Genomic DNA, 21,558 nt, shown 5'->3' on the forward strand with positions numbered 1-21,558 from the left:
GTCACCTTCCCTTCAACTACTTTTCCTTTTATGGCAACTATGCATGAATCGAAATAAGCCTAAATTGATCATACATGATCGTGCTATTACTATACCAAATTACAACTCTCTCTGTTCGCATATTCACAAAGATTCACCTGTTTCTCATCAAACTCTCACATTTTTGTTAAAGTTTCGTCACAATCCAGCCACAAATATGGATTGTATACCCAATAGTGGAATTCTTCAACGGGAAATGAGTTTGTTTAAATTTTCACAATATATAAAAGAGTGGTTCTTTTGATGTTCTAATCCCTGTTGACTTGCATATAGAAAAAAACCAGGTGAAAAATCTACCCGGCTTCTTTGTAACTTCTATTTATTGGATATTGGTTGTTTTAACAGTTCTTCTACCTGAGATACTTCCATTGGTTTACCAATATAATATCCTTGTAAGACGTCGCAATCTCTGCTCTTTAACCAATCAACTTGCTCTTTCGTCTCTACCCCTTCTGCTACAACTACTAAATCCAATGCTCTTCCCATGGCGATGATAGCTTCTACAATCTTTGCCTGGTGATCTATTGTTGTAATATCCGCAATAAAGCTTCTATCAATTTTTAGCGTATCAAATGTGAAGTTCTTCAAATAATTCAAAGAGCTATACTCTACACCAAAGTCATCAATCGCAATCTTCATACCAATATCTTTTAGTCTTTCAAAAACCTTTGACGACTGACTAGAATTCTTCATTACCGTGTTTTCCGTAAGTTCTATTTCAATACACTTTGGGTCTACATCATATTTCATCAGTTTTCCTGTTAGCATCGTTAAAAAGTTTTCATGATGGACTTGTCTTGCCGATACATTGATTGCCATGCAGATTGAACTGCTAAGCGTTTGCTGCCACTCTTTTAATTGTTTTAACGCTTGATCAATAACCTGTTCCCCAATCGGAATGATTAATCCTGTTTCTTCTGCTAAAGGAATAAATTCCGCTGGTGAAATGAGACCTTTTTTCCCATGCTCCCACCTAAGCAACGCTTCTACACCTATTATCTTACCCGTATGACAACATTGCTTCGGTTGATAATGTAACAAAAATTCATCCTTTGTTAACGCTTTTCTCAAGTCTTCTTCTAGTTCGATTAAGTTTGTAGATGATTTTTGATTTCGGGCAGAATAAAATATAAAACTGTTCTGCTCTTCTTTTTTGGCAACATACATCGATATGTCCGCTCTTCGAAGTAACGTATTGATATCTGTTCCATCATCAGGAAACATCGTAACTCCAATACTAGTAGACACGACAATATCATGTCCTTTTATAGAAAGAGGCTTATGAAGCTGCTGCAAAAGATGGTGGATAAACATCTTTACTTCTTGAATAGACTTCACATCAGGTAGGAAAATGATAAATTCATCCCCACTCATCCTAGCAATAATCCCCTTATCTTTTACCCATTCTTTAAAGCGGTTGGCGACTCCTTGCAGAAGTAAATCACCATAAGCATGTCCTAACGTATCATTGATTACTTTAAATCGATCTAAATCCATTACTAATAGCGCTGCAGGCTTTGGTTTTTTTGATAGATATTCGGAGATTTGCTTTTCCGCTAACAATCTATTCGGTAAACCCGTTAGGTGATCATGATAGGCTAATTGTTCAATTTGTGCTTCCGCTTCTTTTTCTTTTGTTTTGTTTTGAACGAGAGCAAATACACCAGAAATTGTTTCTTCCTCTTTCATCGGAGCTATTAACACATTTGTGTACAGATAAGAACCATTTCTGTGTAGCAATCTTACTTCAAATGTGGCAGGGATTCCATTTAAAGAATTTTTAAAATGTTCAAATACACTTTTTAGCTCATCTGGATGAATAAACGGTACAAACGTTTTACCGATAAAATCTTCTTTTCGGTAACCAAAATAATCATATACTCTCTGATTACTATTGGTTATTGTTCCATCTGATTTAATGGTAAAAGCAGCTAATGGATTTAGGTCAAATAACGACTGATAATTTGCTTCGCTTTCTAAAATCATTCTTTCTTGTGATAGTTTTAAATCTTCCCCATTTAAATCGGGAATTAACCATAAGATAATCATCGACCCAAGAACCACTGCATAAGGGATAACATCTGCGTGCAATACGGATATGGAAGGGTAATAAAGATGTATATCTGTTAAAGAAGCATACGTAATAAAAGGTATCCCTGCAAATGCTAAGCCCATTAATACACTCCACATTACTTTTCTTTTAACTGTTAGAGAAGGAAACACTCTATAAGACAATTGAGAAAGTAATCGATAAAATGGAAATGCTACACCTAACATAATGAGTAGAGTAATAAGAATAAATACTGGCTGAAAAACTAATATGTCTCTCGTTAATACTAAATAACTTCCGTAATTAGCTAATACGGTAGAAAAAAAGAATAGAACAGAGCCTATGGCATAATGCTTAGGAGTAAAAAGTTTTCGAGTCATATATTTTATGACTAAATAAGTGCCAATTGTCGCAAAGACAAAAAAGGACCCAGCATATATCCATCCGTATTTCACCAGTTGCTCTGGAGAATAGGAAAACGCTGTACAAAGATGACTTAATAAGAATAAAAATGTGGAACCAAAAGCCCACTGGAACGGTTTCATTTCTTCGGGAGTCATTCCTCGCTTAGTAGCGTATGCAGTACCTGAAATAGCAAAATAACAAGAACAACAGGAAATGATAAAACTGAGTGTTAAAAATATGGCATCATCTAATGTAAACAAGAGAACACCCCCTATACTAGGACTAATAAACGTGGTAAAACTACATATATTTTACCATAGAAGAAGATTTATACTATCTAATCCTTATGAGGTCCGACAAAATACTTCATGAAGAACTTTTTTACGTAAGTATGCTACACTTTTTCTGAGTTCTGCTCACTTTTTCTGAGTTCTGCTCACTTTTTCTGAGTTCTGCTCACTTTTTCTGAGTTCTGCTCACTTTTTCTGAGTTCTGCTCACTTTTTCTGAGTTCTGCTCACTTTTTCTGAGTTCTGCTCACTTTTTCTGAGTTCTGCTCACTTTTTCTGAGTTCTGCTCACTTTTTCTGAGTTCTGCTCACTTTTTCTGAGTTCTGCTCACTTTTTCTGAGTTCTGCTTTGCAACATAGGAAAGTACCACTTCCCTATGTTGCAAAGCAGAACTACACTAAAATTTTATATTCACAAGAAAGGAGACACGCTATGCTCGGTGATTCCATGATTTTCTTAGCAGGACTAATCTTACTAATCGGAGTTCTAACCACGAAATTCTCAAATAAAATTGGCGTTCCCTCTCTAATTCTCTTCTTAGCAGTAGGTATGTTCCTCTCGCAATTTTATTACTTTGATAATGCACAAATCTCTCAAGTTGTAGGTATTTTTGCACTGATTGTTATTCTCTTCGAAGGTGGGCTACAGACAAAATGGCGTGAAGTAAAACCTGTTATAGCACCTTCGTTATCTTTAGCTACAATTGGCGTACTATTAACGGCTAGCATCGTTGGAATAGCTGCCAAGTTTATATTAGATCTATCCTGGCTAGAAGGTTTACTAATTGGGGCCATTGTTGGTTCTACAGATGCTGCTGCTGTATTCGCTGCGATTGGAAGTAAAAATATCCGCCCCCGTCTAGCATCTACTTTAGAGGCAGAATCAGGAACGAACGATCCCATGGCCGTTTTCCTGACTATATCTTTAATTGAGCTCATACAATTCCCGGAACTTTCTGCTTGGGCTCTTTTGTGGGACTTTGTCTTACAAATGGGGCTAGGTACATTATTTGGCTTACTAACTGGTGTTGGAGCTGTTTGGGCTTTAAATAAAATCAACTTAGATTCATCCGGCTTATATCCAATTTTCGCATTAGGTTGCGCCGTATTTACCTATGGCGTAACTGCATTACTTGGGGGAAGTGGCTTACTCGCGGTATACTTAATGGCTGTATTTATCGGTAATCGCGACATTGCTTATAGACATTCTATATTCCGCTTTAACGAAGGTTTTGCTTGGATGATGCAGATTGTCATGTTTATCATTCTAGGACTACTTGTTTTCGTCGACGAGCTAATTTATATTGCTTGGCAAGGTATCTTACTTTCTATCATCTTAATGCTGGTTGCAAGACCAGTAGGCGTGTTCATCAGTATGATACGTAGTAAGTTTTCTCTAAAGGAAAAAACGTTTATTGCCTGGTCCGGTCTTAAAGGGGCTGTCCCAATCGTACTCGCAACTTACCCTCTTCTTGCAGGTGTAGAAAATAGTGCTTTAATCTTTAACGTAGTATTTTTCGTTGTGCTAACGTCTGCTTTAATTCAAGGAGCAACCATTTCCAAGTTAGCTGACAAACTGGGACTGGCAGGAGCCGATAAAGTAGTCCCTCCCCATTCCATGGAGCTTGTTTCTATGGGGAAAACAAATACAGATATGATGGAGATACAGGTGAAAAAAGATTCACCTGTTATATCAAAGAACTTACAGTCGATTATCTTGCCAGAAGAAACACTAATTACGGCAATCATCCGAGGAGACTGTGTTGTTACACCTCGCGGCAATACCGTTATTGAAGAAGACGACATTTTATATGTACTTGTCCCAAAGAAGTTAAGAGAACGAACAAAAATACTACTTCAAGGAAACGAGGAGTAAAGTGATTAGCAAAAAAACAGATGCCCTAAAAAGTTCCACTGAGAACTTTCCGAGCATCTGTTTTTTATTTACCTAATTTCACTTTTAATTTCTCCAACATATCAACAGTCATCGTTTCTAAACTATAAGTTGGGTTGAAGCCCCACTCTTGCTTAGCAGCAGATGCGTCGATGGAGTTTGGCCAACTCTCTGCAATTCCTTGACGAATTGGGTCCACATGATAAGAAAGCTCAAACGTAGGAATGTGCTTCCTAATCTCCGCCGCAACCATTTCTGGCTCCATACTCATTGCCGTTACGTTGAAAGAATTACGGTGCACTAGTTTAGTAGGGTCTGCTTCCATTAAATCAATAATTGCTTGAATCGCATCTGGCATATACATCATATCCATGTACGTGCCTTTATTAATAAAGGAAGTATAGGCACCCTCTTCTATCGCTTTGTAATAGATATCTACTGCATAATCCGTTGTTCCGCCACCTGGTAACACTTCATAGGAGATTAATCCCGGGAAACGAAGGCCACGAGTATCTAACCCAAACTTATGAAAGTAGTAGTCTCCTAGCAATTCTCCAGATACTTTGTTTACCCCATACATCGTAGTTGGACGTTGGATCGTATCTTGCGGTGTGCCATCTTTAGGCGTGGACGGACCAAACGCTCCTATAGAACTTGGCGTAAAGAATTGCATATTTTGCTCTTTTGAAACTTCTAGTGCATTCATTAATCCACCCATATTTAAGTTCCATGCTAGTAGTGGATTCGCTTCTGCCGTTGCAGAAAGTAGCGCAGCTAAATGGATCATGGTATCAGCACCATGACCTTTAGCTAGAGCTGCCATACGCTCGCCGTCCATAACGTCCAACACTTCAAATGGTCCTTCTTGTGTAACTGGATGGTCAATGTGACGTATATCTGTTGCCAGAACATTGTCCGCACCGTACTGCTTTCTCATTGCTGTGACAAGCTCGGAACCGATTTGGCCGAGCGCTCCTGTTACTATTACCTTTTTCATGTGTAAAATTCCTCCTATCCAAACCAGTTCCAAGTAAAATCTTATATTATCTCTAACTCTTTACCGACCTTTTCATATATAGCTAATGCTTCATCTAGCATTTCTTTTGTGTGTGCCGCTGTTGGCATGTTTCTTACGCGTCCAGTACCTTTTGGAACAGTTGGGAAGACGATGGATTTTGCATAAACGCCTTCCTCATTCAGACGCTTACTAAACAATTGTGTCTTCGCTTCATCACCAATAATACATGGTGTAATTGGCGTTTCACTATCTCCAATGTTGAACCCTAGCTTTTTCAATCCAGCTTTTAGGTAGTCACCATTCTCCCAAAGTTTATCATGTAATTCTGTGCTTTCCATTAACATATGAATCGCTTCTCTTGCTGCTCGGACATCTGCAGGAGTAAGAGAAGTAGAGAATAAGAATGGACGAGAACGAACTTTTAACCAGTCAATTAGGTTTTGTGTTCCAGCTACATAACCACCAACTACTCCAATCGCTTTAGAAAGGGTACCAATTTGGAAGTCTACTTCATCTTGAAGCCCAAAGTGTTTTACCGTTCCAGCACCTTTTCCAGTAACCCCAGAACCATGTGCATCATCTACATATGTCATAATGTCAAATTCTTTTGCAATTTTCACGATTTCAGGTAACTTTGCGATATCTCCATCCATAGAGAAAACGCCATCTGTAATAACCATAATTTTATTATATTGACCAGATTCTTTTGCTTCTTTTGCTTTTTGACGAAGATCTTCCATATCTGAGTGATTGAAACGGATTACTTTCGCTTTTGATAGACGACAACCATCAATGATGGATGCATGGTTTAACTCATCAGATAGAATGGCATCATTTTTATCCATCACAGCAGAAATGGCAGCCATATTACAGTTAAAACCTGACTGATAGGCAATTGCGGCTTCTGTACCTTTAAATTTTGCAATAGCTTCTTCCAATTCCACGTGTAAAGATAACGTACCATTAATTGTACGTACCGCTCCGGCTCCTACTCCCCACTCATCTATCGCCTCTTTAGCAACTTTTCGAAGTCGATCATGCGTTGCAAGACCTAGGTAATTGTTAGAAGAAAGGTTGATTAACTCTCTTCCTCCGATTCGGATTTTTGGACCATTTGGACTTTCGATTGGGTCAATTTCATTATATATCCCTTGATCTTTTAACGCTTGCACATTTTCTTGTAAAAATTGATCTAGTAAATGACTTCCCATGAACTACCACCCTTTCTCAACATGTATACAACTGTCCTCCTCAAAAAGACAGAAGATATTTACGAATACTATGCATTTATCATACATAAAATACTTCTATTTGTCATGTATTCCACCCCGTGTGTACAGTAATTCACAATATGAGCATGCATAGTACCACAGTGAGCTGTATGTACTACTTTTCTCATAATCCCATGAAACATGAGCAACATCCGTGCAACCCAAGTTACATTCCTGTACAATCCTACTGTTGTTCATCAATAGATTTCCCAAAAATGCTTAAGCTTTACTTTTCGTAGAAATTTATTTCTTTGTATAAACTAAAAACAACGAAAGGATTGATTATGATGGAAGACCATCCCTACGAACATCCTGTGCTCTCGTTGGCAGAACAAAAGCGAGTTGTCATACTTATTAGTTCCGTCTTAGCTTTCGCTGTTGTGAATGGAACCATGTTTAATGTTGCTATTCCTGATATTGCTGCTACGTTTAAACTAGATCCCTCTGAGGTTAGTTGGGTTTTAACCAGTTATATTTTAGTTTTCGCTATAGGCTCTCTACTGTATGGAAAGTTAGCAGATATTTATCCTATTAGGAGAATTTATTCTATTGGTATTAGTTTGTTTGCTATAGGAGCTTTCTTAGGGTTCCTAGCCCCAAACTATCCTACACTACTTGCAGCTCGTCTCATTCAAGCAACAGGTGGTGCAGCTATTCCAGCTATGGCTTTTTTAGTGCCTGCTCGATTTGTCCAGCAAAATAGAGGAAAAGTTTTTGCAGTCATCTCTTCTACCGTAGCTTTTGCCTCTGGAGTGGGTCCTATTATTGGTGGAGTAATTGGAGGCTTATTAAACTGGAGATTCCTTTTTATCTTATCTATGTTATCCGCTCTTGCAATCCCACTTGTTTTAAAATGGATTCCAAAAGAAGAGAAACGAGAAGGAAAAATTGATTGGATTGGAGCTTTCTTAGTTTCTGTCCTTATCGCTAATTTGTTAGGGTTTATCACCACATTTAACTGGTGGTTCCTAGTTATTTCTGTGACGTTTACTACCTTATTTATCTGGAGAATTGTCAAAGTATCTAATCCATTTATCGATCCATTTTTATTAAAAGACCGTTCATATGTCTCGTTAATCGGCACGAGCTTCTTAGGGACAACATGTCTTTTCGGATTAATCTTTGTTTTGCCGATTATGCTACGCGATTTAAACACCTTATCTACTTTAGAAATTGGGTTTATTCTATTCCCTGGTGCAATTCTATCTGGGTTTATGGGTCAAGTTGGAGGACGTCTAATAGAAACAAAGGGTTCACCTTTTGTGGTGACTGTAGCTTTATCCTTAGTGACGGCAGGGACTTTCCTAATTTCTAGCTTCGTTGGACAGACGGCATATTGGCTAATCCCATGTTTAATCGTTGCCTATCTAGGTTTTCCTTTAATACAAAGTTCAACGGCCGACCTTCTGACCAACCAGCTATCCTCTAAAGATGTTGGGGTAGGAATGGGCTTATTTAACCTCTTTAACTTTATGGCTGGAGCATTCGCGGCTGCAATCTTTGGTCGTTTACTGGATTTACAAGAGAACAGCATTCAGTTCAATCCATTAACAGCAGCTTCCCCAGTAAATGCCTTATACAGTAATTTATATTTAGGGTTAAGTATTTTAGCTATCCTTTCCATCATCTTGTTTAAGGTGGGTGTACGGGTGAAAGAGACCAACTAGTTATTTTCGGTACACCAAACGTAAATAATCTTCCTTTAGCAGCTTGGTAACTGGTCCAATATGACCGGTTCCAAGCTTTCTTTGATCTATCGAAAAAATCGGCTTTATCTCAATCGCTGTACCGGTGTAGAAAGCTTCATCAAATTGATATACGTAACTCCTTGGGACACTTTTTTCCTTTACGATTAAACCTCTTGCCAGCGCAAGATCCATAACAGTTGCTCGTGTAATTCCAGCAAGAATTCCGTCTGATATAGGAGGAGTATATAGCTCGTTTCCTTTCACAAAAAACACATTAGCACCTGAGCCTTCACTAATCATGCCTTGATCATTTAAAAGTAGTGCATCGTCATACCCATTTTGAACTGCTTCTGTTGCTGCTAACCCAAGAGTTAGATAGTGAGATGTTAGTTTTATATGTAATGGAAATGACTGTGGTGATGGTCTTGTCCAGGTGGATATCTGAACATCTAAACCTTCCTTTATTGTATAAACAGGATCAGTTAGGTAGATAATGATTTGTTGTCCAACTTCACTAATAAGTGGGCGAATAGTCTGTACTGATTTTAAAGCGACAGGCCGTATATATATATTTTGTCGAACGTTATTCTTCCATAATAATTCTTGTATGATGCTCACAAGTTCATCCATGCTCTCTCGAAACTCCATGTTAAGAATCTTTGCCCCTTCTACCCATCTAGTTATATGGTCTTCAAGTCGAAAGATAGACAATTGTTCACGATCTTCTAACCAATAAGCACGAATACCTTCAAAGATACCTAGACCATATTGCACCCCCTTACTTTGTGCAAAGACAACCGGTTGGTCATCTTTTACCCACTTGCCATCTACATACATCCACATATCTCCACTCTCCTTTTACCTATATTTATATGTAGAGAGAGAAAAATTCTTTATCGAAAAATATATGGAAGAAAAGATTGATATTGAAAGCGTTTTATCTTACAATGTATATGCAACCGATTGCATTAAATGATTTTAGTGTAATTCATTAAATATATAATTGTGCAAACGATTGCACAAACTCATAAAATAAGTATGTAAGGAGTGACTATCCATGGAGAAAGTTTGGTGGAAAGAAGCAGTAGGTTATCAAATTTACCCTCGTAGTTTCCAAGATTCCAATGGGGACGGAATTGGAGATTTACGCGGTATTATTAATCGTTTAGATTACGTAAAGGAATTAGGTGTAGATGTCATTTGGATCTGTCCGATGTATAAGTCTCCTAATGACGACAACGGATATGATATTTCTGACTATCAAGATATTATGGAAGACTTCGGTAACATGCAGGACTTTGATGATTTATTAACAGAAGTTCATAAGCGCGACATGAAGCTAATCATTGATCTAGTGTTAAACCATACATCTGATGAGCATCCTTGGTTCATTGAGTCTCGTGAATCAAAAGATAATCCGAAACGTGACTGGTATATTTGGAAAGATGCAAAAGACGGTAAAGAGCCAAACAACTGGGAGAGTATCTTCAATGGCTCTGCTTGGCAATATGATGAAAAAACGGATCAGTACTATCTACATGTTTTCTCTACGAAACAACCAGACTTAAACTGGGAAAATGGTGAAGTGCGTGAAGCGCTATACGATACAGTAAACTGGTGGTTAGATAAGGGAATTGACGGATTCCGTATTGATGCTATTTCTCATATCAAAAAGCGTCCTGGTTTCCCTGACATGCCGAACCCTGATAAGAAGAAATATGTGTCTTCCTTTGACATGCATATGAACCAAGAAGGCATTCATGAGTTCTTGGGTGAGTTTAAAGAAAAGACATACGCTAACTATGATGTTATGACTGTTGGAGAAGCAAATGGCGTTTCTATAGACGAAGCGGACCTTTGGGTAGGAGCAGAAAATGGTAAGATGGATATGATCTTCCAATTTGAGCACCTTGGACTATGGGATGTAGAAAGCGACCGCCAACTTGACATCGTTGGTTTGAAGACTGTCTTAACAAGATGGCAAAAAGGCTTAGAAAATGCTGGCTGGAATGCATTATTTATTGAGAACCACGATAAGCCACGTGTTGTTTCTACTTGGGGTAATGACGGTCAGTACTGGAGAGAAAGTGCAACGAGTATGGCTGCAATGTACTTCTTAATGCAAGGTACTCCGTTCATTTATCAAGGACAAGAAATTGGTATGACAAACGTACAATTTGAATCTCTTGAAGATTATGATGATGTAGCAGTGAAAAACTTATACCGTGCGAAACTAGAAGACGGATTAAGCCACGAAGAAATCATGGATATCATCTGGGCTTCTTCTCGAGACAACAGTCGTACACCAATGCAGTGGTCAGCGGAAGCTAACGCAGGTTTCACAACAGGTACTCCTTGGATGAAACTAAATCCAAACTTTGTGGACATCAACGTAGAAGTACAAGAAAAAGACGAAAATTCTATCTTGAATTTCTATAAAAAGATGATCCGCATCAAGAAAGAGAACGATATTTTCACGTATGGTGATTATGATCTAATCTTAGAAAAAGACGAGCAAATCTATGCTTACACTCGTACACTAGGCGACCAAAAAATTGTAGTAATTGCCAATTTAACTGGTGAGCAAGCTACATTTGAAGAAGAAGGTTTTGCCTTATCTTCTGATAATCTTCTATTAAATAACTATGAAGTGTCTAAGCATGAATATGCAACAACTCTTAAGCTTCAACCTTTTGAAGCTCGTGTTTACTTCGTATAAGATAAAAAGCCGTGATGAATATTTCATCTCGGCTTTTTCTTATTAATGCATAGAGATCAGGTTAAACAAATGGCACTCTTTTCTTTTTTTCATGACTCCGTATACTGCTTCACGCCATAACAATTGTAAACAAAACGTAAAAATGTAAATTACTAAAATAGTTTTTAGATAAAATCAAGGATTCTTGACTTCAGCAATGATCTAACTATGTAGACGGTTGTTGGTTCCATCACGATTCTTACTTCCATTCCCCTTATTTACTATCTTCATACACTTGTTACGAATTCTTAACTTTTGTTGGATATAATAAAATTGCAGGATCTAGTCAACCCTGCAACCCTTTTATCCTACTACCCCTAGGATATCTTTTGCGTACAGCGGCCGTTTGATCTGGCACGGATCAAACGGTCCTTTTTGTTACGTGACCAGTAACAACTCATCGTTAGCCACGTGATGTGGCTTGCTTTTAGATGAGTCTCCTCACTCCATTGCCTTTCGCAACTTCTCTAACGTAATCTCTCTAAAATCCTTCACATGTACATTCGCTCTACTTAAATGCTCCTCGTGACCAATTCCAACAGCAACCATAGAAGTATCCAAAATCCCCGTTAATCCCGCTTCACCATCTTCAAACGCAAAACAGTTTTCAGGTGCGATATTTATTGCTTTTGCAGCTGCAAGAAATATGTCAGGTGCTGGTTTTCCGTTTTGGACCTTTTTAGGATCAATAATAGCTTGAAAAAGATGCTTAATCTGTAATTTCTCTAACACGTAATGCGCATTGGAACTAGAAGAAGCAAGCGCTATAGGATACCCTCGATCATAAATAGCCAATAGAAATTCTTCTGCACCAGGAATCATGTTTTCTTTCGTTAAAGTAGAAAGGTATCGTTGATAGTATTGGTTCCTAACTTCACCAAGCGATTTTAGTTCTTCTTCTGAATAGGACTTATTGGAGCGTCTCGCTAACTCTTTCATTAGCGTCAGTCTAGGTACTCCTTGATAGCGATAGTTATCTTCTTCTGAAAAAGAGACTTCCATTCTATCTGTGATTTCTTTTGTAGCTAAATAATAGTAATGGACTGTGTCCACAAGAACTCCATCTAAATCAAAGATAAACCCGAACATCTTGAACCCTCCTTCCACAAGAAATCTAGTATTTCTTTAAATTTAATTGTTTTATTATAACAAAAATATAGTAAGTGATAGATAAAGAAACCCATAAAAAAAGCAGTGGCTAGCACCACCACGTAAAAACGTTCTTGCACACCCTATTTTATACAATAGACAAGATTGCGTAGCCAAAATCAACATCAAATTGCTTACACCACACAACTAATCTCATTCCCTCTTTGACCGTGATATCTTTTGGAATGAAATAATTTTGGTTTCCCTTATTCCCTTTTAATTCACCAAGGTTCACACCGTCTTTTGTTTCTTGTCCTTCTTCCACTAAATACAGAAACAAATCAGGTCCGTTCGTAGCATCTAGATTCTCTATACGGATATTTTCCCCATCTACTTTTACATCCCCAGACACTTGATGAATGGCATCTGCATCTACAAAGCTTCCACTTAACATAGTAACAGTCGTTACTTCCTGTTCCTCCACGACTTGTTGATCAGTTGCCTCTTCAGCTTCTTCTGGTTGTGCTACTGTTACCGTAACAGGTTCTTCATTTACTACTTCATCTAAAAACAAAGGAGAAACTAGCCACCAACCAATAATTAGTACAGGAATAGTAACAATAATAGCAATCCATTTTCTCAAAAGACCACTCCTCATAAGCTAGATAGTTAATATTCTCAGTATAACTAATTTTCCACTTTAGCTAGTAGTTATATGTTTATAAAAAAATATTTCTACTTATACATAAGCATACTTACGTAACAAAAAGCCCAAAAAGCAATTAAGTACTTTTTGGGCAATGTTATTTATATCTCTACCACTACTCCGGCATGATCGGAAAGGATAGGTGTTTCTTTCCCATCAAATCTTACAAAAGAGGATTGAACCGTTAGACGTTTGTTAACGAGAATATAATCAATTCTTCTTCCAGCCTTATTTCCTTCCCATCCTGCAATCTCTCCAGTAATGGTTAAGCCATCATCTTTCTTTTCTGCTAGGATGTAAGTGTCATAAAAACCGTCAGATAAAACATAGTCATATCCTTCTGCACGAACTAGTGCGTCATTATTTAAGTCCCCCATGACGAACGTTGTTTGATCTGGTTGAACAGTTTCTACAAGTCGTTCCCATTGGTCTTTAAATGGTTCTTCTTCGTCATTCCACCAGCCGAAGTGACCCGAGTAGAATGTATAATCTTCGTTGTTTACTTTTATTTCCGTACGAATGATTCTTCTTGTTTTCCAAAAATCCATCGTACGTGAAGTCGTCGTAAACAATTCTTGGACATCTGTTACTTTATGTCTCGTTATGATGGCAACTCCCTCTTCATATACCTCGAAGCCAATATGTGCTTGTGTCCAATGAAGAGAGTAATCCGTTACTCCTAATCGTTCCAATTCTTTTAAAAGTACCAAACCATAATTATCCTCACGAAGATTACTATCGACAAGTGGAGAGTCGATACGTTGACTAACCTCTTGTAAAGCAATGACGTCATATCTCTCTTTCGCAATATCCGCTGCAAGATCAGCAATTTTGCGAAGTTGATCTTCTTCTTGCCAGGCGTGTACGTTGAACGAAAGTAACTTCATTTTATAACCCTAAGCGATCTTGGATATCAGATTTTAATACATCGGCTTTTGGTCCATAAATTGCTTGAACGCCACGATCTTTTGTAACTAATCCCAGTGCTCCATTACGTTTCCAATCCGCCTCTGGTGCTACTAAGCTCATATCTTTTACTGTTATACGCAGACGAGTCATACAAGCATCCACATCTTCCACGTTCGTTGCTCCACCAAGCATGTCAATAATTTCTCCAGCTTGTCCACCTTTTGTATCTACCGCTTTTGCATCTGTAGTTGTTTCTTCACCTTGACCTTCAACATAGTTACCAGCACGCCCTGGAGTTGGTAAGTTGAATTTTTTGATTAGGACATAGAATACTCCAAAGTTTAAGAAGAAGAACACGATACATGTTAAAACAAAGTTGAATACGTCTCTTGTTAACCCTGCATTAACAGCCAGTGGTGTACGAGTTAAGAATTCAATAAAACCGAAAGAGTGAACACGCATGTTAATGATGTCGGCCATTGCAAATGCTGCACCAGTTAGAATTGCATAGACTACATATAATAGAGGTGCTGCAAACATGAACATAAATTCAATCGGTTCTGTTACACCAGTTAAGAATACTGCTAAACCAGCAGATAAGAACATAGATTTGTACGCTTTTTTCTTCTCTTTATCTACATTTAGGTACATTGCTAATGCAATACCGATTAGTGATGCTGTAGAAAGAATCATTTGACCTACTTTAAAACGAGCAGGTGTCACATCATTTAATAATGCTTCATAACCTGTTGTGTTACCTTCAGAAATAAAGTTATTTAAGTCAGCAATCCAAGCTAACCATAATGGATCTTGTCCTGCTACGGTAGAACCAGCATTAGACCCTGTTAGGATTTGGTACGTTCCACCTAATTCCGTATAGTTAATAGGAACCGTTAACATATGGTGTAAACCAAATGGTAATAATAGACGCTCTAATGTACCGAATACGAATGGCGCAACGACTGGAGCTGTATTACGAGAAGTTGCGATCCATTTACCAAAGTCATTCAACGCTCCTTGGATAAATGGCCAAACAAGAGATAATAGAATTGCTACAACTACTGACCAAACAATAACCATGAACGGTACAAAACGCTTCCCGTTAAAGAATGCAAGTGCTTGTGGAAGCTTGTTGTAATTATAGTATTTGTTGAAAAGGTTAGCCCCTAAGAAACCTGAAATGATACCTACGAAGACTCCCATGTTTAAAGCAGGTGCTCCCATGATACTAGTGAAGTAATCACCAACAACTAATTCAGCTCCAAAAAGAGACTTAACTGTTGCTCCTTCTTCTGTTAAGCTGGCACCGCTTACACCGAAGATAGCACCAGTGATACGGTTAATTAAAATAAATGCGATAACAGCTGCGAACGCACCACCTGCACGTTCTTTAGCCCACGAACCACCTATTGCAGCTGCAAATAAAATGTGTAGATTTGTAATAATAGCCCATCCGATGTCTTCCATTACACGTGCAATCGTTTGCATTAGTGTGATGTCTCCAACCCACATTCCTAGTAGCTTACCAAGTGAGATCATTAAACCTGCAGCTGGCATAACAGCTACCACGACTAGTAGGGCTTTACCTAGCTTCTGCCAAAAATCAAATGAGATTAGCTTTTTCTTTTCACTCATTTTTTTCTCCTCCTCTTCTCGATTGTATTAGAGAAATTTATCTTTATTTTTTTAAAATGAAAGCGTTTGTGCAATCGTTTGCATCTGTGATTGTATATCAAAATAGTAAAAGGTGCAAGAGCTAAATACAGATTTTTTTATTGGTAATCGTCTTACATCATCCATGTTCTGTCCTTTGAACAATTAGAAGACCGAGAGATTTCTCCCTCAGTCTTCTAGTTGTTCTTCCGCCCAAGTACACCAATCAATATACATTTGTGCAAGTCTTCTTGAAAATTCTTTTGATAGAGGAGATTCATCAAAGAGGCGTTGATCCAGCTCATTCTTCCATTCTTTTTCAAGTTTTTTTAATTCACTCTCTTCTCTATCATAAATAGATTGGAAGAACGCTTTCGCCTCATCGGGTTTTAATAAATGGATCCCACTTAGCTTTAGAAGCATTTCATCCTTTACTTTTCTTTCCTTCACCTCATTCTCTAACACCCATGACAATAAAATTGATTTGCCCTTATTCGTAATGCTGTAGATTTTCTTTGAAGGTGCTTGTTCTTGATGCTCTACTACATATGTTACTAATTTTTCGTCTTCTAACTTGCTCAATTCCCTATATACTTGAGAATGAGAGTTGCCCCATGCGTATAATACCCCTTGTTGTAGGTTCTTATATATATCATAACCCGTTTGACTTTTACCACTTATTAAACCTAGTATTGTATACCTCAATGACATCGTTCGCTCGATCCTTTCCTCCTAGACGAATTTTTCTATCTCATAAATCTATCTGATATTCACTCCACATAATATCAAGGGATACTACATTCCCTTTTTAGAATTACACGGTCTTTATTAAGATTTCTTCCATCAATTTTGTTCCCTTACATTACAAAGCATGTCTACTTTCATATAAGATATCTTCATTCGAAATAATCTTTCACTTGTAACATATGTACAAATAGCGCAAGTGCAAACAGACAAGTATCACTGTTTATCTAAAAATATGTTATAGCCTAGAGGGATAGAGTTATTTGGGCTACGAAAACAAAAAAACAGGTGCCTCCTATTTGGAATGCACCTGTTCTATTTGTTTAGTATAAGACTCTTTATAACCATTACCTAATTTATTCTGTAGCTAGTTCGTCACTATGGTCTCTTTTCTCTACTATTACTTGGATAATCTTCGTTTGGTCCGTTTTGTTCACTGTGAAACGTAAGTGTTGGTAATCAAAAGTAGCCCCTTCATCTGGGAAGTCACGTAGCTGAGAGAAAATAAAGCCAGAAACAGTATCCTCTTCTTCTGGTAATCTTGTTTTAAACGCCTCATTAAATCTGTGAAGCGTTAATTTACCATGACAGATAATATGTGACTCAGTTAATTCTTCAATTAGGACATCTTCTTGATCATCCGTTTCATCAGCAATATCTTGTCCAATCATCGTCTCAATAATATCTTCTGTTGTTATTAATCCTAGTGTTCCTCCATACTCATCCAAAACAATTGCAATATGACGTCTTTCTTTTAACATCATCTTAAACACTCTAGACATGGATAAGGAATGAATAACGAATAGTGGTTCGTCGTCAATGAATTCATCTAGGCTTCTCGTAGGATCTACAGACCAAGTGATTAATTGTTTACTATGGAAAACACCTACAATGTTATCCATATTATCCTTGTACACTGGATAACGAGTGTAATTATGCTCCATAACGATCTTACGTGTTGTTTCAAAATCTGCGTCAGATGGGATACCGATCATATCGACACGTGGAGTTTGAAGAGCGTCCCGTAAGTTCTTCGTTTGGAAATCTAGTACACCTCGGATACGTAAGTACTCCTCATCTTTAAAAGTACCTTCTGAGGTTGCTATATCAACCATTGTTTTTAACTCTTCTTTTGAAATGGTTGCTTCTTTAATTTGTCCTTTTGATAACAAGCGAATAATAAATGTCGTAACAAACGAAATGATGTATGTTAATGGACTTAGTATGATTACTAAGAAACGAATAACAGGTAAAACAAGATATGCTATCCGATCGGCAAAAGTTGCCGCAATACTCTTTGGAATTACTTCTGCAAATAGAATTAATGAAACTGTTAAAATCCCTGTAGCAAGACCTACGCTAAATCCGCGATCAATAGCAACAATCGTTACTAATGTTGGCAACATAATGTTAGCGATGTTGTTTCCAATTAGAATCGTTGTGATCATTCGATCTGGTTTGGATAACAATTTTAACAACTCTACAGAAGCTCTATCTCCTGCTTCTGCTTTCGTCTGTGCCTTCATCCGATTTGCTGCAGTTAATGCTGTTTCACTTCCTGATAAAAAGAAAGACATAAACATGAAAAAAGCGATGGCTATAAATATGGGGTCAAACATAGTTTCCTCCAAGACATAAATTTTCTTTTATTTTATCCTTTACCAGATAATAATACAAATAATTCACCTAATACGCTCTCCATGCTTTCTCATAAAGTTCAATGATAATTGGCCTAATTAACGTATTCACCTTTGGCTGTTCTTCTAATGATTCTCGAGCAATATCCTTACTAAATGTTTGACTACTGAGGATTACCTCATCTGTAAGATAACGCAAGGCGATATCATCGTTAAGATCTCTCATTTCAATTGGGGTCTTTCCAGCTAAAATAAACCCCCAATCACCGAAACTAGGTACGTCGATATGCATTGTTTTCGTTACCATTCCGGTTTCTTTCACCGTAGCCTCTATCGTCCAATATACTTCCTTGGAGAAAGTAGGACTGGTTGCTTGCATCATCATTACTCCCTCTGGCGTTAGATGATTTCGAACTAGCTGATAAAATTCTAGCGTATAAAGCTTGTTTAAAGATTCATTATTCGGGTCTGGTAAATCAATAATTATTACATCGTAGAATTGACTCTCTTCTTTTAAAAACGTAAACGCATCCTCGTGGACAACTTTTACTTTTTCTCCTGCAAACGCATTTTCATTTAGAGCTAAAAGATGGTGATTGTTCTTTGCCATGTTCACAACCGCTGGGTCCAGGTCAACAAGTGTTATTTCTTGAATAGTAGAATACTTTTGCAGCTCTCTTATCGCCAGCCCATCTCCACCCCCTAGTACCAGGATAGACTTAGGGTCGTTAACTGCTGAGAGAGGTGTATGTACTAGCATTTCATGGTACCTATATTCATCTGACGAACTAAACTGCAATTGCCCATCCAAGAATAATCGGAGATCTTGTTGCTCTTTCGTCAGAATAATAGATTGATATGCAGTCTGTTCTTGGTGGATGATAGGATCTCGATACAGTTTTTGTTCAAAGGTAAATGCTACCTCTTCTGCCCAGAACAAACCAGAAAACAACGTGATAAACAATCCTGCTCCTACAGTAGCATGAATTTTCAACCGTTTAAACTGCTTACGAAAATACCAAAGTACCCACAGTGCTACAGCAACGTTTACTGTTGCAATTAATAAAGAAGTTTTCACTAATCCAAAGGATGGTCTTAAGATATAAACGAATAGCAGTCCTCCAATTAATCCACCGGAATAATCAGAAAACAATACTCTTGCCGTGCTTCTACTCAATGTCTCCCCAATTTCGTTGGCTTTTCTAATGAGAATTGGTAGCTCAATACCAGTTAATCCACCCACCAGAAGAGTCATCGTATACAAGAAAAAAGCATCTGTTCCAGAGCTAAAGAAAGCTGTAACACCGAATAGGACAAAAATAGAGAAGCCACCTAAAAGGCCAATTAAGTACTCTACATAAACAAAAGAGAGTAAAAGGTTTTTTGTCACTTTTTCACTTAACGCAGAGCCAATCCCCATACCTGTTAAAAAAAGAGAGATGGTGAGCGTATACTGCTTCACACCATCCCCTAATAAATAAGAACCAGCTGCTCCAAACAATACTTCAAAAATAATTCCACAGATGGAAACTATTCCTGAAGCCCAATACAGAGCGTTTGTCTGTTTTTGATCATGTATCATTTTTTGCACCCTTTATTTACGTAATGGAAGCACCAACAACTAGTGCAATGCCTACAGATACAGCAAAGCTAATAATCCCCACTGAAATATTTCCTTTATGTAACTGATCTTCTACTGAAAATCTTCTAGTGAAAAGTTCAAATAATAAATAACCAACCATTTGTAGAACAACACCAATTGCTCCCCAGATTACCGTGTCTAATAACTGTACGCTGTGATAAATGGAAAAGCCTAAGATGATACTGATTCCTGTTATTTTACCCGCAATTGATAATGCTACAGCGTTATTTCCTTTTAAAATTTCATCCCAATCCTTATATTTTGTCGTTAATAATTCAAAAATGAATACTCCGACTAGTATGATAGCGATAGATACACCAAAATACATCAATGTTAATAATAGACTCTCAATTGAAAACATACTTTCACCTCTTTATTTTATTTTCCTGCACCAGGTCCGCCACCTCGATTTTGATTTCCCCTTATAGAAGGTGGTTGAGTAGACGGATTAGCTGATCGAAACGATCCACCAGCACCTGTTGTACCACTGTAACCTGTGTAGCATCCCTCTGGATTCTTCCTACACTCGTTACTTCTATTTTTTCTCCATCTGCTATCAAATACATCATCTAGTAAACTTGCAAGTAAATATCCTTCAAAAAAACCAGGTGCATAGTTTCTTCTAACAAATTCTTTTGTTGCCAACTGGATCTGTACCGAAGAATCATCCTCTGCGTATTTTGTTAATGTGACAAAATGATTATCATATACTAGGATCTGTTTGTCGTTTTTTATTTCACTGACTTCATATGGTCTCTCGTGTGCTTGTAGTTCAGATGAAACCTCTTCAATCGTGGCGTTGGTTGCCAAGTAAATATACTCTGTCATACTCGGGTTATTTTCACCTGATACAACATCAAGTAAAGAGTAGCTACTAGATATAAAATTATCTATATCTTCTTTAAAAAAGGATGTACTACTAGAGTTATTATCAAAGGTTTGTGTAGTTCCCGTTCCAGTCGTACAAGCTGTTAAGAATAATGTACTTAAAATAGAACCAATGACAAGTTTTTGTTTAAACAAATGATTTCACCACCTTTTTACATAAGAAAAGGTCATGTTGATAACCCATGACCTTATTATACACGATTATTCTTTCGTTTCTAATTTCTTCCTTAAAGCAGCAAGTTCATCGTCTACACTTGATTTTCCTAATTGATTAAGTTCGTCATCAAGAGAGCGTGATGACGAACGTAAATCTTCACTAGTTTCTGCTTCCGCTTCGTAACGCATTACTTTTTCTTCCATACGTTCAAAACCTTGTCTAGAACGATCTCCACCGATAGAAGACATGGCACGATTCATTTTTGTACGTGTCTTAGCTGATTCTGCACGAGCTTTTAAAGAATCTTTTTTCAACTTCATTTCTTGATATTCTTGTTTCATCTCATCTAGCTTTTCACGAAGCGCCTGTGCATCACGTTTTGCTCTTTCATATCCCTCACGTAGGGAATCTGCTTGGGACTGATGAGTTTGTTTGTCTTCTAGTGCGCGTCTTGCTAAATCTTCATTACCAGCTTCCAACGCTTGAAGTGCTTGCTCTTGTCTCTTTGCTACCATAGCGTCTGCATCTACTAAACGCTTTTCTAACATTTTCTCATTGGCAATTTGTTGTGCAACTGCTGTCTCCGCTTCTCGTATATCTGCTTCCATTTCACGCATAAATTGATCTAACATTTTCACCGGATCTTCCGCTTTATCTAACATAGAATTTAATTCTGAACCCACTACCGTTTTTACACGCTTAAAAAATTGAAACATGTCAAT

General features: G+C 37.6%; 17 protein-coding genes. 3 read left to right on the plus strand and 14 right to left on the minus strand.

Features of this window, described 5'->3' with window-relative positions; genetic code table 11:
• Nucleotides 1-354: 354 nt before the first annotated feature.
• Entirely contained in the window at nt 355-2,754 is a 2,400-nt protein-coding gene (locus tag G8O30_RS12900) for a putative bifunctional diguanylate cyclase/phosphodiesterase (protein ID WP_239672465.1), read from the minus strand.
• 461 nt (nt 2,755-3,215) lie between these two features.
• On the opposite strand from G8O30_RS12900, the gene G8O30_RS12905 reads away from it, so the two are divergent.
• A complete protein-coding gene (locus tag G8O30_RS12905) occupies nt 3,216-4,658 on the plus strand; it encodes a potassium/proton antiporter (protein ID WP_239672466.1) in 1,443 nt (480 codons plus the stop codon).
• Between the two features lie 64 nt (nt 4,659-4,722).
• Here G8O30_RS12905 and G8O30_RS12910 read toward each other — a convergent pair whose 3' ends face one another.
• Together G8O30_RS12910 and G8O30_RS12915 are read right to left on the minus strand one after the other, a co-directional pair.
• Nucleotides 4,723-5,673 (minus strand): L-threonine 3-dehydrogenase, encoded by a 951-nt coding sequence (locus G8O30_RS12910; RefSeq protein ID WP_239672467.1) that lies wholly within the window; start codon nt 5,671-5,673, stop codon nt 4,723-4,725.
• Nucleotides 5,674-5,714: 41 nt separating this feature from the next.
• A complete protein-coding gene (locus G8O30_RS12915; RefSeq protein ID WP_239672468.1) occupies nt 5,715-6,905 on the minus strand; it encodes a glycine C-acetyltransferase in 1,191 nt (396 codons plus the stop codon).
• Nucleotides 6,906-7,216: 311 nt separating this feature from the next.
• Here G8O30_RS12915 and G8O30_RS12920 point away from each other — a divergent pair, with 311 nt between their 5' ends.
• Complete coding sequence (locus G8O30_RS12920) at nt 7,217-8,632, plus strand: MFS transporter (protein WP_239672469.1); 1,416 nt, start codon at nt 7,217-7,219, stop codon at nt 8,630-8,632.
• Here G8O30_RS12920 and G8O30_RS12925 read toward each other — a convergent pair whose 3' ends face one another.
• A complete protein-coding gene (locus G8O30_RS12925; RefSeq protein ID WP_239672470.1) occupies nt 8,633-9,496 on the minus strand; it encodes a branched-chain amino acid transaminase in 864 nt (287 codons plus the stop codon).
• Nucleotides 9,497-9,710: 214 nt separating this feature from the next.
• Here G8O30_RS12925 and G8O30_RS12930 point away from each other — a divergent pair, with 214 nt between their 5' ends.
• Nucleotides 9,711-11,372 (plus strand): glycoside hydrolase family 13 protein, encoded by a 1,662-nt coding sequence (locus G8O30_RS12930; RefSeq protein ID WP_239672471.1) that lies wholly within the window; start codon nt 9,711-9,713, stop codon nt 11,370-11,372.
• 480 nt (nt 11,373-11,852) lie between these two features.
• Here G8O30_RS12930 and pgmB read toward each other — a convergent pair whose 3' ends face one another.
• From pgmB to G8O30_RS12980, 10 genes are all read right to left on the minus strand, one after another.
• Nucleotides 11,853-12,500 carry a beta-phosphoglucomutase gene (gene pgmB, locus G8O30_RS12935; RefSeq protein ID WP_239672472.1) on the minus strand — a complete coding sequence of 216 codons (648 nt, stop codon included), beginning with the start codon at nt 12,498-12,500 and terminating at the stop codon, nt 11,853-11,855.
• A gap of 148 nt (nt 12,501-12,648) precedes the next feature.
• On the minus strand, nt 12,649-13,143 hold the full coding sequence (locus G8O30_RS12940) for a DM13 domain-containing protein (RefSeq protein ID WP_239672473.1): 495 nt from the start codon (nt 13,141-13,143) through the stop codon (nt 12,649-12,651).
• A gap of 164 nt (nt 13,144-13,307) precedes the next feature.
• Entirely contained in the window at nt 13,308-14,093 is a 786-nt protein-coding gene (locus G8O30_RS12945; protein ID WP_239672474.1) for an endonuclease/exonuclease/phosphatase family protein, read from the minus strand.
• A gap of 1 nt (nt 14,094) precedes the next feature.
• The gene (locus G8O30_RS12950) at nt 14,095-15,750 is read right to left on the minus strand and encodes a PTS transporter subunit IIBC (protein WP_239672475.1); all 1,656 of its coding nucleotides are present in this window, start codon (nt 15,748-15,750) and stop codon (nt 14,095-14,097) included.
• Nucleotides 15,751-15,957: 207 nt separating this feature from the next.
• Nucleotides 15,958-16,479, minus strand: coding sequence for a PadR family transcriptional regulator (locus G8O30_RS12955; RefSeq protein ID WP_239672476.1), 522 nt, complete (start codon nt 16,477-16,479; stop codon nt 15,958-15,960).
• A 389-nt stretch (nt 16,480-16,868) separates the two neighbouring features.
• Nucleotides 16,869-18,131, minus strand: a complete 1,263-nt coding sequence (locus tag G8O30_RS12960) for a hemolysin family protein (protein ID WP_239672477.1) — start codon at nt 18,129-18,131, stop codon at nt 16,869-16,871.
• 67 nt (nt 18,132-18,198) lie between these two features.
• The gene (locus G8O30_RS12965) at nt 18,199-19,731 is read right to left on the minus strand and encodes a polyamine aminopropyltransferase (RefSeq protein ID WP_239672478.1); all 1,533 of its coding nucleotides are present in this window, start codon (nt 19,729-19,731) and stop codon (nt 18,199-18,201) included.
• A 16-nt stretch (nt 19,732-19,747) separates the two neighbouring features.
• Entirely contained in the window at nt 19,748-20,143 is a 396-nt protein-coding gene (locus G8O30_RS12970; protein ID WP_239674561.1) for a DUF350 domain-containing protein, read from the minus strand.
• A 26-nt stretch (nt 20,144-20,169) separates the two neighbouring features.
• Nucleotides 20,170-20,814, minus strand: coding sequence for a DUF4247 domain-containing protein (locus tag G8O30_RS12975; protein ID WP_239672479.1), 645 nt, complete (start codon nt 20,812-20,814; stop codon nt 20,170-20,172).
• Between the two features lie 66 nt (nt 20,815-20,880).
• The gene (locus G8O30_RS12980; protein WP_239672480.1) at nt 20,881-21,552 is read right to left on the minus strand and encodes a PspA/IM30 family protein; all 672 of its coding nucleotides are present in this window, start codon (nt 21,550-21,552) and stop codon (nt 20,881-20,883) included.
• Nucleotides 21,553-21,558 lie beyond the last annotated feature (6 nt).

Source organism: Mangrovibacillus cuniculi, from assembly GCF_015482585.1.
In the GTDB taxonomy this organism is placed as follows: domain Bacteria; phylum Bacillota; class Bacilli; order Bacillales; family R1DC41; genus Mangrovibacillus; species Mangrovibacillus cuniculi.

What these genes read in the sequence shown, in the direction of transcription:
- G8O30_RS12905 (WP_239672466.1), top strand. Translation starts at nt 3,216, where the DNA reads ATGCTCGGTGATTCCATGATTTTCTTAGCAGGACTAATCTTACTAATC.
- G8O30_RS12910 (WP_239672467.1), bottom strand. Translation starts at nt 5,673, where the DNA reads ATGAAAAAGGTAATAGTAACAGGAGCGCTCGGCCAAATCGGTTCCGAG.
- G8O30_RS12915 (WP_239672468.1), bottom strand. Translation starts at nt 6,905, where the DNA reads ATGGGAAGTCATTTACTAGATCAATTTTTACAAGAAAATGTGCAAGCG.
- G8O30_RS12925 (WP_239672470.1), bottom strand. Translation starts at nt 9,496, where the DNA reads ATGTGGATGTATGTAGATGGCAAGTGGGTAAAAGATGACCAACCGGTT.
- G8O30_RS12930 (WP_239672471.1), top strand. Translation starts at nt 9,711, where the DNA reads ATGGAGAAAGTTTGGTGGAAAGAAGCAGTAGGTTATCAAATTTACCCT.
- pgmB (WP_239672472.1), bottom strand. Translation starts at nt 12,500, where the DNA reads ATGTTCGGGTTTATCTTTGATTTAGATGGAGTTCTTGTGGACACAGTC.
- G8O30_RS12945 (WP_239672474.1), bottom strand. Translation starts at nt 14,093, where the DNA reads ATGAAGTTACTTTCGTTCAACGTACACGCCTGGCAAGAAGAAGATCAA.
- G8O30_RS12950 (WP_239672475.1), bottom strand. Translation starts at nt 15,750, where the DNA reads ATGAGTGAAAAGAAAAAGCTAATCTCATTTGATTTTTGGCAGAAGCTA.
- G8O30_RS12955 (WP_239672476.1), bottom strand. Translation starts at nt 16,479, where the DNA reads ATGTCATTGAGGTATACAATACTAGGTTTAATAAGTGGTAAAAGTCAA.
- G8O30_RS12960 (WP_239672477.1), bottom strand. Translation starts at nt 18,131, where the DNA reads ATGTTTGACCCCATATTTATAGCCATCGCTTTTTTCATGTTTATGTCT.
- G8O30_RS12965 (WP_239672478.1), bottom strand. Translation starts at nt 19,731, where the DNA reads ATGATACATGATCAAAAACAGACAAACGCTCTGTATTGGGCTTCAGGA.
- G8O30_RS12980 (WP_239672480.1), bottom strand. Translation starts at nt 21,552, where the DNA reads ATGTTTCAATTTTTTAAGCGTGTAAAAACGGTAGTGGGTTCAGAATTA.